The following is a 12331-nucleotide window of genomic DNA, read 5'->3' on the forward strand; positions in this document are numbered from 1 at the left end:
ATTTTCCCTAGTATTGATGAGTGTTCTTCATAAACGGCTCAGGCCGGGACGAGTCTCGTGGCGGGACGCAAGCCAAACAACACTGCGGGATGGCGACAATGTCCCCAATGCCCGCGCACCAGGCGCATGTAGATCGCGACATAGGCCAGCAACTGGACCAGCACTAGCAAGGCCGCGCCGCCAACCGTATTACCCCAAAGGAGCGCGGCCAGGGTCGCCGATGCCATCCAGCTGGTGACGAAGCAGGCAACACCAGCGTTGCACATCCAGGGAAAGCGCGTGGCGCTGAGACGCTGCCGCGCGACGCGCCGGTAGAACAGCGAATGGAGGTGCAGGCGGTCCGGCGCGCCGACCTTGCTGTCGCGCAGGATCTTTCTGCGATACATGCTGAACAACACCTCGGTCACTGGATAGGCGAACATGGCAAGCACCTGCCAGGCATTGATTCCGGGATTGCGGACGATTGCAAGCACGGCGGTTTCCGCAGCCCAGAAGCCCAGGAAGTAGGCGCCCCCATCCCCCATGAACAGGCGCCCAGTCGGGTAGTTCAGAAGCAGAAAGCCGAGCGTGGCCCCGAGGCCCGCGAGCGCCAGCTGGACGACCAGCCCATCGCCCTCCCTCCAGCCCAGCAGCGCCATGCCGGCGAGGACGATGGCAACGGTCGCGCCGGCGACACCGTTGAAGCCATCGATAATGTTGATGGCGTTGCTGACACCTGCCACCGCGAACACGGTCAGTACCAGCGAGACCGGCAACAGGCCAAGGACTGCGTCGACGCCCCAGATGTCAACCCGCGGCAAGCGGGCACCGAGCATCCAGGCGGCCAGCACGGCGCTTGCCACGATCGAACAGAATCGGGTGCGTACCGACACGCGCTTGCTCAGGTCCTCGCAGATTCCCGTCAAGAAGGCCGGCATCGCCGCGAGCCACAGTTTGAGCAGGAAGAGATATTCGATCGCGCCGAATTCAAGGCGCTGGTAATCCAGCGCGGCCAGCAGCGGAACCACGGCAACCCCGGTCACGAGGGCCAGGCCACCGGTACGCGGAACACCCCGCTTGTGTACTTTCTGGACACCCGTGGTATCGGTGTCGAACGAATAAACGCGATGCCAGCGCTCTGTCGCGATATTCAACGCGCATATTGCGAGACTGACGCCGAGCGACACCAGGAACAATTGAGAAAGATCGCCGATAGCATGATCGATCAGACGCGGATCCCGGCTCGGAATAATGCTAATGGCGTTCATGGTTAGCCATCCCCTTGTTTTGGAAAACCTATCCTTCGCTTTACGCCGCGCTTATGCTGCGCTTATGTTGCGCTGGTTCTGCTCGTTTCTTGCGGAGCACTTTGGAATTCGCCGATCCCAGACCGGTACTCAGAGGCAGCGCGCACCTTCCAGACCGCCATCCCTTGCAAACCATGAAAAACAGATTAGCAGAATCGGCTGGGCGGACAGGTGGTAAAATTCGATGGATTCGGTGCGGCGGATACGGAATCGCATGCATTTTATTCATGCGTCCAATGTTCTTTCGATTGATGTCCGATGGCTGTCCCGGCGAAGCCCTTGGATGGTGTCGGACTCTAATATGGCAGCGGCGCAGGCGAGCGCCCGACTCTTATTCGCGGGGTGGCTTTGACGAATACAAGATAATGCCGAGGCACGCGGGACAGCTCCGGTTCAAATACAATGGCAGGGTCCAGCCAATGTTCCCGCGATACTTCAAGCCATTCTTTACGCGAGGCGGAAATGACCGTCATAGCGCGGCGGCGGCGGGCGCCGGCGGCCTTCATCCAGGGTGTTTTTCATGTGCGAAGCCAGCAGCCCGGCAACAAGTGCGCCGAGACAGGCCAGCGCGACCCGCGCGCCAACTCCCAGATTGACCGGCTGGAACGGCGTTTCGGCACGGTCTACCAGGCGCACCTCGTCATGTCCGGCGCTGTCGAGTGCGTCGAGTTTCTGTCGGACCATAAGCAGGCCAGCGCTGATATCGGCATTGATCTGCTTCTCGCGCACGAGGTTGCTCATTTCCCGTTCCGCCCCAGACAGGGAACGCCGTTTTGCCTGGACCGCAGCCAGTTCGCCGCGCAGGCTGCGAACCCGTTCGTCGGCACCAGACATCATCGGGTGTGCAGGCAGGTAGCGGCTGGCCAGTTCGATCCGTACCCGTTCGGCTTCCGCCAGCCTGTCCTGAAGCGCAAGCGTTTGCTGCGACAGCAGCCTGGACTCTTCCGCTGGGTCTCCCGTTCCATGTATGCCTTGCACGCGCGCGAAGCGGGCGTCGAGTTGCCGCAGCTTGTCGCGCGATTCGTCGAGCTGGCGGTCATAGAAGGCCAGGGCGGCACTGGCGGCGCCGGACTGGTCGCTGGCGTGCTGCTTCAGGTATTCGCTCCCGACCTGGTTCAGGATGCGGCTGAGCAGCTCCGGATCGGATCCTTTCAGTGACAGGCCGATCACATTCGACTGCTTGGCTGTTTCCCCGATCACCAGCGCGTGCTGCAGGCGGTCTACCGCTTGGAAGCGCGATACCCTGCTGACGACGAATTGCGTGCCAGGGCGAGCGCGAATATCGGTCACGAGGATATCGAGCGCGCCATGAGGCGTCATGGCACGCAGGCCCGTGCCTGCTTCCCCGGATACCAGGATGCCGGATTCCTGCTGCGCGAGCGTGAACCCGCCCTGGCCGGTCGCAGTCAGGACAAATGGCCTGCCCAGCAGCGCATGCGGGATCGCGAACCTGGCCAGGGTCACGCGTTCGTCGGCCCAGGCATAGTTCCCCGAGCCGGAAAGACCAGGAATCGCCCAGCTGTGTCCGTGGCGGGCGAGGAACGCGCCGAGCACCGGAAAGCGCCTCGGCTCGACGCTGATATCGAGCCGGAGAGCGTCAACCACACCTCCCAGGACCGAGCGCGAACGCAGGATCTCCACCTCGGTCGCGGCGGGCATGTCGATCCGCTGCTCGGCCGCAAGTTGCGGGCTGCGCTTGATCTGTATGAGCATATTGGCCTGGAACACAGGCGCCACCGTCAAGGCATGGAGCAGGCCAAGCAATGCGAGCGGAATGGCAACGGCGGAGATCAGGCGCCAGTTTGACAGCACGCTGCGCGTGCGGCGGACCGCGTCGTAAGAGGGCCGTTCGTCGTCCGGCTGTCGTAACGGCTGCTGCAGGTAGGATTTCATGGTGGTCACCTGGATTCAGTCGATTCGTCCCCCTGCTGCACGAGCAGGGGTCCGTTGTGGCACATACGGGCGGATCGGCGTGCGGCAGGCGCACAGCGTGTCGGCAAAGCGCATGGCGAAGCTGCCCGCAGCCGCGCGCCGCCCATGGATCAGGTACACAGGCACGGTCCGGCTCGCCGCGCTCCCGAGCGGGAGCTGGCGTAGCTGCTGAGCGTCGAGGCAGCCCTGCAGCCGGTGCCGCGGCAGCCACGCGTAGGCCAGCCCATGCCGCAACGCGGCGATGGCCTGCTCCAGACTGTCGACCTGCCAGCAGCCAGGTTGCTGCGCTGGCCGGCCGCCGGAAAACTCCGGCCAGGCCGTGCTAGCCTTTCCGGCAAGGACCACTTGGCATTGTTCTTCGAGCTCATCCAGTTCGAGCGGATGATCCAGCCTGAGCATCGGATGGTGCGGACCGGCGACGGCAAGATACTCGATGCCCGGCAGCTCGCGGCTGAGAAACCCCGGCACCGGCTCGGTACCTATCGCAAATTCCACCGTATCCTCGTCCAAAACGCGGCGCAACTGCTCGGGAGTCGCTTCGCGCACGCTCAGCCTGCATCGCGCCCTGCCTGTTGCCACCGACTCTAGTGCTCCTCTCAGCGACTCCACCGGATAGTCGGCCGCTAGGGCGATCCGGATTTCCTGCCCGCAGCCATGGCGCAAGCTGTCGGCGAGCGCCTCGATATCGGCGGCACGGTGCATCAGGTCGCGCGAGCGCTCCAGCAGCAACGTGCCCTCCTCGGTCAACTGGGCCTTGCGGCCTCTGAGGATCAGCAGCGGCAGTCCCAACTGTTCCTGCAGTTTGGCCAGCGCGTGACTGATCGATGATTGGCTCACGTGCATGCGTTCTGCCGCTTCGGCATAACTGCCGAAATCGATGACAGCGTTAAACATTCGCCATTGCTTCAAACTAATTCTAGTACCCCGATAATGCGGAGCTGCCCGGCAGCCCCAGTCTGCCGTATGCGATTCCTTGTCCCTCGCATCAATAGAAATTGCATTCAAATCACTTTCAATCATTTTCATTCTCCACAATATTCCACAACTCCGATAATCAGCCTGCCTGCGGCGGAGAATTTTCGCGAGGAATTAATCTTTCATTTTGAAATATTTTCTAAAATTAATGGTTCGCGATATCTGACGAGTTTATTGCTCTGCCTGCTAAAGAAGTTTGCGAAAAATCAAACCAATGCACGGGGGCTTAAATTAAATGCGGAGATGGCAACAGCTTGTTATTGGTGAACAAAGAATGAAACCTGGTCTAACTCAGCCTAACTCTCACTCAGTCACTGAATATTTTTCATGTTTACGCGAATACATGATTTTGGAAACACACAGGTTGTACAATACATTCCATTCGAGCGAACTCGGCGGTAATGGGTGAGAAAAACATGATGAGAGTAATGATTTGCGATGGGAATCTTTATATCCGCGAGGGGATTAAACAAATTCTTGAGAAATCGAAAGAATTTGATATTGTCGGCGAAACGGCTTGCCCTGCAGCGAGTTTACAAGGACTGCATGAGCTGCAACCCGACGTATGCATCATGGATACCGCCATCGGCGGATATCCCGGGCTCGCGTTCATCCGCGAAGCGCGCAGGCGGGCTGCCCACATCCCGCTGGTCGCCATGAGCCAGTGTCACGAACGCGACTTCGCATTGCGCGCACTGCGCGCCGGGGCCACCGGATATCTGCCTAAGGATTGTACGGAGAAGCAGCTTGCCGAAGCCGTGCGGACAGTCGCAAAGCGGCGGCCTTACGTGAGCAGTACGATGTGCGAATTGATTGTGGAAAGCATCAACGACGGGCGACCCCAGCGCCAGCACGACAAACTGTCCGATACCGACTTCGACATCTTTTGCCTGATGGCGGAAGGGATCCCGGCAAGCACGATCGCGGAAATCTGCAGATTGAGCGTCGCCAGCATCCGCGCACGCAAGGGGCGGATCATGCAGCAGATGGCGATGCACACCGAGGCGGACGTGGTGGAATATGCGATGAAGCGCAAGTTGATTGCGCACCCATTCCCTGTCATCCACGCGTAAAGGGCATGCCCTGACCGGCCATCCTCAGTTGAGCAAGCCGTTGGCGATTGCATACCGTACGATCTCCGCATCGGAGCTCATGCGCATCTTCTCCATCAGCCTCGACTTGTGCGTGCTGACTGTCTTTGTGCTGATCCCTAAGGTCGCACCTATTTCCAATGGCTTTTGCCCGGCGGCCATCCGCAAAAAGATCTCGAATTCACGCTCGGTCAGTGCCGTATGCGTATGATCCGTGTTTATTTCCTTGGACCCAGAAGTGACCAGCCTGGCCACGTCTTCATGCAAATAGAGCCGCCCGGTCGCCACTGCACGTACGGCGGCAGGTAGCTGACTGGCCGCGCCTGCTGCATCGATCAGGCCGCGTACCCCGCTGCGCAGGATGGACAGCACCTGCGGCAGGCCGGGTTTCTGCACGATCATGATGACGCTGAGCGAAGGACGGTCGCCGCGCATGTGCACAAGGCCATCAAGCGCCACTGAGGTCGCTGGTTGGGCAATCAGTACCAGCACGTCTGCGGACAGGCTGGCGTCGTCAGTCAGGAATTCGTGGTAATGCGCGGCCTCGGCCACAATATGTATGTCGTCGTGCTTCAGCAAGATCCGCCTCATGCCTTCCCGAAGCACGCTGAGCTCACTGGCAAGCGCCACCTTGATACCAGACTGCAGTGCTGAAGTCGAAGTGCCGTTAGGCATGAAAGTCCCGGCCATAATGGGCGTCGGTATAGCAAGCAACGTAGTCACCACAATGCTGCATGGGAGACTAAAAATGGCAAACACGACAGCGTGGCGATGCCGCGAGCCGGCTCAACAAAAAACCCGAGACAAACACAAGACTTGCAATGTTTCAAACTAATGCAAATCTTCAAAGTCGAGTAAGAAAATTGAAGCTAAGTTGATGTATCTCAGAATGATACTGGTTAAACTTGAAACTTCAAGTGAAATCTCAACTGTTTTCCGCCCTCAAACACGATCTCTGGGGCGATACGGCGCACCTTGGTCAGAATGCGGTTGTCGACCATGGCGCGCTACGGTAGCAATGGTCGCAGCGACGGAACGACGACCTCGAGACCGTATTGCTCCCGGAAGAACAGGTCCTCTACTTTGCGGCGCGAGACCTCTTGGCTGAGCAGTTTCAGAAGCCACTGTGAGGCCAGGTACTCTTTCACCGAGCGGTGATGGAAGCGGACCGAGCCGTAAATATCCGTGGCAAATAGCGGTCGCTGGAGTAGCGTGCCAATTTCCTTGGCCGACCAGCCCACCAGCAGCGCGTCAAGCTTCAAGCCCTGAGAACCCTCGGCGCCATCTGGGACCTGGATGGTTTGCTGGTTCGTTAGCACGAGCGCGGCGGCAATGATCTGGGCTCCTTCGAATGCCCGGTCACTCGATCAAGGCAGCATTTCGGCGCGGGTTTGGTCAGGCTCCTGCAGACGGCGCTTGACGCTGTTCTTCATCAAATCTAGGCGGGATCCAATATGCCGGTTGTCGAGCCAGAAGCCCGTCAGCTCGTCGAGATCTTGCGGCCGGGCGGTGAATGGTCGCTGCCGACGCGTCAGTTGAAGGATGAAACGGAACTTCCTCTCGAGTGAGAACGACAGGGTTTTGAGCAGGCTCAGCCTTGTCCGACTCGATTCGTACGAGCATGATTGAAAGTGGTCCAGGGGGCGAAAATGCGAAAACGTCTGCTAACGCGAAGCTCGGCGACACGCGGTAGTGTCGCGATCGAATTCGCTTTTGTGCTACCGATACTCCTTTTACTTCTTAGTACGCTGGTCTTCTTCGGCCGCATCGTATGGCACTACACGGTTGCCGAGAAGGCGGCCCAAGACGCTGTCAAGTTCCTCGCCCGTGTGTCTACTGAGGAAATTCGAGCTCCCATGAACGGTTTCGAAATCCCGGTGGCTGGATTGGCGAGGTCGATCGTCCTGGATGAGGTTGCAGAACTGTCTCCAGGGGATAGCCCTCCATCGGTCAACGTGCTGTGCGATGGCATCTTCTGTGACGGTTTTTCAACGCCGAGGCAAATCAGTGTGGTCGTACGAGTGAACATGACTGACCCGTTCCTCTCCAGCTTCCTGACACAGTGGGGACTACCGAGCGAAATTCTTTTAACCGCCACTTCATCAACCAACTACGTTGGCGGATGACCGAGCAATTCCTAGACATGCCACTAATTGCTTCAATGCAAATAATCGCAAGTCAGACGGAATAGTCAATGAGGGAAGTTATGCCCACATTTGATCTGGAAGTTTCCTTCCCTAAAAAGCCGGCGGTGTTTGGCATGGCGCGTACCTCGACGCGGCAATCCGGTGCCATTGCCATCATGTCGGCGTTCCTGATTATCGTGATCCTGGGCTTTTTTGCTTTGGCGATTGATATGTCACGGATATACAACCGCAGAGTGGAAATGCATGCCTTGGCCAGCAGTGTCGCAATCGCGGCGGCGAGACCACTCGATGGGACCAGGGAAGGGATAGAACATGCGCTGGCAGCGGCAAGAGACGTCGTGGGTCGTGCGCACGGACCCCATTACGAGTACGGGAACGCGATAACCTGGCAGGATACTGCAATGTCCTTTAGCGCATCGCCCGATGGCGCTACCGGTTGGAAGAGCGATGCCGACGCGAAAAGCTCCCCTGCCGGCCTACTGTACGTCAAGGTCGATACTAGTGAATTGGACGAGGCTTATGGACTGGTCGACCTTTTTTTCGCGCCAATACTTTCCGCCTCGCTCAGCTCGGCCCAAATTGCCGACCATGCCGTCGCGGGAAAGAGCCGCATCAACGTCACTCCTATCGGCATATGTGCCATGTCCAGTGTGGCGCGGGAAAAACGATCGCACCCCAGCGGCGCACAGTATGACGAGCTGGTCGAGTACGGGTTTCGCCGTGGAATCAGCTATGACTTGATGAACCTGAACCCAAACGGTACGACAGCCATCAGTTTCGAGATAAACCCGGTTCGCCTTGCCGGCAATACCAGCCCCAGCACCTACTTCACTTCATGGATTTATCGACAGTACATTTGTAGTGGAACCATGGGAGTGCCGAAAATTGTAGGTGAGAAGGTCGATGTGCAAAGTCCGTTTCGGATCGGAGACTATGTCACGCACCTCAACTCCCGTTTCGACCCCTACACCGGGACCTGCGACGTCCACGCCTCCCCTCCTGACTCCAATGTGAAGCGATACACCTTTGGAAGCGTCAGCTGGATGACCCCGAAAGGCGCGGCGCAAAGCGCAGCCAGGGATTCGTCGAGTACCACGAAACTGCAAACCGTCGCGGAGTTCGGGCCGTCCAACCATTCCGCCGCAGCGGATTACGGGCCATTATGGACATTCGCCCGTGCCGTTCCCTGGTCCTCATACGAGTCGCAAGGGACACCTGAACCGGTTGGAGGCTACACGCCTTTCGACGCCACCACCACGGTGTGGAGGGCTTTGTATGGCACGACCTCGTCGGTTGGTACGTATCCAAGCTCGACACCTTACCGTCAAACCAGCGACTCCGCGTACTTTACCGCTCCGACCACCTCCCGCAAGCCGGGGACCTTTGGTCGGCGTGTCCTGAACATACCCTTACTGTCGTGTCCAGTAACTGGCACGGAAGCCAATGTGCTTGCAATTGCACGATTCCTCATGACCGTCCCTGCTACATCCACTTCCCTCTACGCAGAGTTCGGCGGTATCAGCAGCGACAGTCAGGTCGCTGGCCTGGTGGAGCTCTACAAATGATGATGGCGCGGACTATTTCCTCAGCACGAACTGCTCAACGGGGCGCCGCAGCGATCGAGTTCGCGCTTGTCGCGATCATATTTTTGTTATTAATATTCGGCATCATCGAATTGGCCCGAATTTTTTACATGTACAACACCCTTGCCGATGCGACGCGCACCGCTGCCCGAGCAGCGGCGAACATCAGCTGGGAGGATAGCGACGCGCTTGACCGTGCGAAGCAGCGTGCGATTTTCCGTGACGCTGAAGGTACGTTGGCATTTGGTGCGCCGATTACAGACAAGCATATCCTGATCGATTACCTGTATCTGACACGGCCAGCCGGACCGATCGTCATGAGTCCCGTCCCTTCGAACCTCATGCCGGCCTGCCCAGGCCGAAACCGACACAATTGTCTGACAGCTCCGTATGGCGACACAGCAGGTGCTGGCGAAGCCTGCATCCGTCTCGTCCGTGCCCGAATATGCAAACCGAACACTGCATGCGAACCGGTACCTTATCAATCACTGCTGTCGTTTATCGGCTTTAACGTGGCACTGCCGACATCAACGACGGTGGTCAGTGCCGAAACTCTGGGTTATAAGCCCGGCGACGCGGTATGCCTGTAGCATGATGACCCGAGCGCAGCACCAGCAAGGCCTCCATTGCCAGGACCTTCATGGTGTGCACATGCTGCTTGCCGCTCACTGCGTCCTTCTTTACTGCGCTGTCATGCCGTCGTCGGCCGTGATGATGGCGCCATTGATGAAATGGGCCTCCTCCGCCGCCAGCAGCAGGAGCAGGCCGTCGAGGTCTTCCGGCTTGCCCGGGCGTTTGCGGGGCAGCATGTCGATCAGCTTGCGTCCCTGCTCGGTGTCGAAGTAGTCCTCGTTCATTTCGGTGGCGATGTAGCCGGGGCAGATCGCATTGACGTTGATGCCGTAGCGGCCCCACTCCACCGCCATCGCCTTGGTCATCTGGACCACGCCGGCCTTGCTCATGCAGTACACGCCGATCTGGGGCAGCACGCGCAGGCCGGCCACCGAGGCGATGTTAATGATGCGATGCTGCTTGCGCGGGTCGCCCTTGGCGCGCTGGATCATGCGCTTGGCGGTCTGCTGGGCGACAAAAAAGGCGCCGCGCAGGTTGGTGTCCATGATGTAGTTGTAGTCTTCCTCGGTCACGTCCAGCAGGCGCTGGGTGCTCTGCACCCCCGAGTTGTTGACCAGGATGTCGATCGGGCCGGCCTCGGTCTCGGCGTGCGCGATGGCCGCCTTGATGCTGCCGAAATCGGTGACGTCGAGCCGCACCACGTGGGCCGCGCCGCCGTCGGCCTCGATCTCGGCGCGCAGTTCCTTCAGGCGCTCGACCCGGCGCGAGGCCAGCACTACCTGGGCGCCGGCGCCGGCCAGCGCCTTGGCGAAACGGGCACCGAGGCCGCTCGAGGCGCCGGTGACCATGGCGATCTTTCCTTCGTAATTGACTTCGATGCCCACTCGTCTCCCCTTCTCGTGCTTGATGTATGCGAGCTTGCAAAGTCCTCATGATTACACAAATCACCAGTATTAGATTGCCGCATCTAATAATGTCCGTAAAATGGCGCCCAACATTGCATTCGGCAGTAAAAAAGTGCACACTCGTGCTTAAATTTTCACTCTCATTATTAAAATAACCATGACCGAGCCAACCAACATCCTCGAACAATACGGACCACGTGAAGCAATGGAGTACGACGCGGTCATCGTCGGCGGCGGCCCTGCAGGCCTGTCCGCGGCGATCCGGCTCAAGCAGCTGGCTGCGGAACAGGGTCGTGACGTCTCCGTCTGCGTGCTCGAAAAAGGCGGCGAGCTCGGTGCGCACATCCTGTCCGGCGCGGTCATGGACCCGATCGCCCTGAACGAGCTGATCCCCGACTGGAAGGAAAAAGGCGCGCCGCTGAACACCCCGGTGACCGAAGACCAGGTGCTGTTCCTGACCGAGACCAAGGCAATCCGTACGCCGAACTTCCTGGTCCCGAAGATGCTGACCAACCACGGCAACTACGTGATCTCGTTGGCCAACGTGACGCGCTGGCTGGGTACGCAGGCGGAAGCGCTGGGCGTCGAGATCTTCCCGGGCTTCCCGGCCGCGGAAATCCTGTACAACGAGGACGGTTCGGTCAAGGGTGTCGCTACCGGCAACATGGGCGTCAAGCGCGACGGCGAACCGGGTGGCGACTTCCAGCTCGGCATGGAACTGCACGCCAAGTACACGCTGTTTGCGGAAGGTTCGCGCGGCCACCTCGGCAAGCAGCTCATGGCCAAGTATGACCTGAACAAGGGCAAGGACCCGCAGACCTATGGCATCGGCATCAAGGAACTGTGGGAGATCGACCCAGCCAAGCACAAGCCTGGCCTGGTGCTCCACACCGCCGGCTGGCCGCTGGATAACAGCACCTACGGCGGCTCCTTCCTGTACCACCTGGAGAACAACCAGGTGGCGGTCGGCTTCGTGGTGGGCCTGGCTTACCAGAACCCCTACCTGTCGCCCTACGAGGAATTCCAGCGCTATAAAACGCACCCGGCGATCCGCCACTACTTCGAAGGCGGCAAGCGCATCTCGTATGGCGCGCGCGCAATCACGGCAGGGGGGCTGCAATCCTTGCCGAAGACCGTCTTCCCGGGCGGCGCCCTGATCGGCTGCGACGCCGGCTTCCTGAACACCAGCCGCATCAAGGGCAGCCACGCCGCGATCAAGACCGGCATGCTGGCAGCGGAAAGCGCCTTCGCCGCGCTGGGCGAGAACCGCCAGCACGACGAACTGGCGTCCTATCCGGCCGCCTTCGAAAAATCGTGGCTGCACGAAGAGCTGCACGTGGCGCGCAACTTCAAGCCGTGGATGAGCAAGGGCCTGTACCTCGGCACCATCATGACCGGCATCGACCAGATGGTCTTCCGCGGCAAGGCGCCGTGGACCCTGCACCATCAACACGCCGACCACGAGTGCCTGAAGCCTGCGTCGCACTTCCAGCCGATCGCTTACCCGAAACCGGACGGCAAGCTCACGTTTGATCGCCTGTCCTCGGTGTTCATCTCGAACACCAACCACGCCGAAGACCAGCCGATCCACCTGACCCTGAAGAACCCGAGCATCCCGGTGGACGTCAACCTGGCCAAGTACGCAGGTCCTGAACAGCGCTACTGCCCAGCCGGCGTGTACGAGTTCGTGAAGACCGATGAAGGCAAGGACCGCCTGCAGATCAATGCGCAGAACTGCGTGCACTGCAAGACCTGCGACATCAAGGACCCGACCCAGAACATCGTCTGGGTCACGCCGGAAGGCGGCGGCGGCCCGAACTACCCGAACATGTAAGCGCG

11 protein-coding genes are annotated in these 12331 nt (G+C 59.5%); 5 read left to right on the top strand and 6 right to left on the bottom strand.

The features are described 5' to 3' along the window. Window positions 1–38 precede the first annotated feature (38 nt). The 3 genes from GV068_RS10610 to GV068_RS10620 form a co-directional block, all read right to left on the bottom strand. Window positions 39–1247 carry a glycosyltransferase gene (locus tag GV068_RS10610; RefSeq protein ID WP_159697289.1) on the bottom strand — a complete coding sequence of 403 codons (1209 nt, stop codon included), beginning with the start codon at window positions 1245–1247 and terminating at the stop codon, window positions 39–41. Between the two features lie 486 nt (window positions 1248–1733). Beyond that, the gene (locus GV068_RS10615) at window positions 1734–3179 is read right to left on the bottom strand and encodes a Wzz/FepE/Etk N-terminal domain-containing protein (RefSeq protein ID WP_159697290.1); all 1446 of its coding nucleotides are present in this window, start codon (window positions 3177–3179) and stop codon (window positions 1734–1736) included. A gap of 15 nt (window positions 3180–3194) precedes the next feature. Then, complete coding sequence (locus tag GV068_RS10620) at window positions 3195–4238, bottom strand: LysR family transcriptional regulator (RefSeq protein WP_159697291.1); 1044 nt, start codon at window positions 4236–4238, stop codon at window positions 3195–3197. A gap of 356 nt (window positions 4239–4594) precedes the next feature. Between GV068_RS10620 and GV068_RS10625 the strand changes: the two genes are divergently transcribed. Beyond that, window positions 4595–5266 carry a response regulator transcription factor gene (locus GV068_RS10625; protein WP_159697292.1) on the top strand — a complete coding sequence of 224 codons (672 nt, stop codon included), beginning with the start codon at window positions 4595–4597 and terminating at the stop codon, window positions 5264–5266. A gap of 24 nt (window positions 5267–5290) precedes the next feature. Here the strand turns inward: GV068_RS10625 and GV068_RS10630 are convergent, their stop codons facing one another. Beyond that, window positions 5291–5959, bottom strand: a complete 669-nt coding sequence (locus GV068_RS10630) for a response regulator transcription factor (RefSeq protein ID WP_159697293.1) — start codon at window positions 5957–5959, stop codon at window positions 5291–5293. A gap of 332 nt (window positions 5960–6291) precedes the next feature. Next, window positions 6292–6603 (bottom strand): hypothetical protein, encoded by a 312-nt coding sequence (locus GV068_RS10635; protein ID WP_159697294.1) that lies wholly within the window; start codon window positions 6601–6603, stop codon window positions 6292–6294. Between the two features lie 330 nt (window positions 6604–6933). Between GV068_RS10635 and GV068_RS10640 the strand changes: the two genes are divergently transcribed. The 3 genes from GV068_RS10640 (at window position 6934) to GV068_RS10650 (ending at window position 9604) form a co-directional block, all read left to right on the top strand. Then, on the top strand, window positions 6934–7410 hold the full coding sequence (locus tag GV068_RS10640) for a TadE/TadG family type IV pilus assembly protein (protein ID WP_159697295.1): 477 nt from the start codon (window positions 6934–6936) through the stop codon (window positions 7408–7410). Window positions 7411–7490: 80 nt separating this feature from the next. Beyond that, window positions 7491–8996: a Tad domain-containing protein gene (locus GV068_RS10645; protein WP_159697296.1), complete on the top strand. Its 1506-nt coding sequence runs from the start codon at window positions 7491–7493 to the stop codon at window positions 8994–8996. Beyond that, entirely contained in the window at window positions 8993–9604 is a 612-nt protein-coding gene (locus tag GV068_RS10650) for a TadE/TadG family type IV pilus assembly protein (RefSeq protein ID WP_159697297.1), read from the top strand. The genes GV068_RS10645 and GV068_RS10650 overlap by 4 nt, the downstream gene beginning before the upstream one ends. 90 nt (window positions 9605–9694) lie before the next feature. On the opposite strand, the gene GV068_RS10655 is transcribed toward GV068_RS10650, so the two are convergent. Beyond that, the gene (locus GV068_RS10655; protein ID WP_159697298.1) at window positions 9695–10471 is read right to left on the bottom strand and encodes an SDR family oxidoreductase; all 777 of its coding nucleotides are present in this window, start codon (window positions 10469–10471) and stop codon (window positions 9695–9697) included. Window positions 10472–10649: 178 nt separating this feature from the next. Between GV068_RS10655 and GV068_RS10660 the strand changes: the two genes are divergently transcribed. Further along, complete coding sequence (locus tag GV068_RS10660; protein ID WP_201303273.1) at window positions 10650–12326, top strand: electron transfer flavoprotein-ubiquinone oxidoreductase; 1677 nt, start codon at window positions 10650–10652, stop codon at window positions 12324–12326. Window positions 12327–12331: the final 5 nt, after the last annotated feature.

The sequence above is a fragment of the Massilia sp. 9I genome, assembly GCF_902506415.1.
In the GTDB taxonomy this organism is placed as follows: domain Bacteria; phylum Pseudomonadota; class Gammaproteobacteria; order Burkholderiales; family Burkholderiaceae_D; genus Telluria.

Excerpts from the sequence above, each read along its gene's own strand:
- GV068_RS10610 (WP_159697289.1), bottom strand. The coding sequence starts at position 1,247 with ATGAACGCCATTAGCATTATTCCGAGCCGGGATCCGCGTCTGATCGAT.
- GV068_RS10615 (WP_159697290.1), bottom strand. The coding sequence starts at position 3,179 with ATGAAATCCTACCTGCAGCAGCCGTTACGACAGCCGGACGACGAACGG.
- GV068_RS10620 (WP_159697291.1), bottom strand. The coding sequence starts at position 4,238 with ATGATTGAAAGTGATTTGAATGCAATTTCTATTGATGCGAGGGACAAG.
- GV068_RS10625 (WP_159697292.1), top strand. The coding sequence starts at position 4,595 with ATGGGTGAGAAAAACATGATGAGAGTAATGATTTGCGATGGGAATCTT.
- GV068_RS10630 (WP_159697293.1), bottom strand. The coding sequence starts at position 5,959 with ATGCCTAACGGCACTTCGACTTCAGCACTGCAGTCTGGTATCAAGGTG.
- GV068_RS10640 (WP_159697295.1), top strand. The coding sequence starts at position 6,934 with ATGCGAAAACGTCTGCTAACGCGAAGCTCGGCGACACGCGGTAGTGTC.
- GV068_RS10645 (WP_159697296.1), top strand. The coding sequence starts at position 7,491 with ATGCCCACATTTGATCTGGAAGTTTCCTTCCCTAAAAAGCCGGCGGTG.
- GV068_RS10650 (WP_159697297.1), top strand. The coding sequence starts at position 8,993 with ATGATGATGGCGCGGACTATTTCCTCAGCACGAACTGCTCAACGGGGC.
- GV068_RS10660 (WP_201303273.1), top strand. The coding sequence starts at position 10,650 with ATGACCGAGCCAACCAACATCCTCGAACAATACGGACCACGTGAAGCA.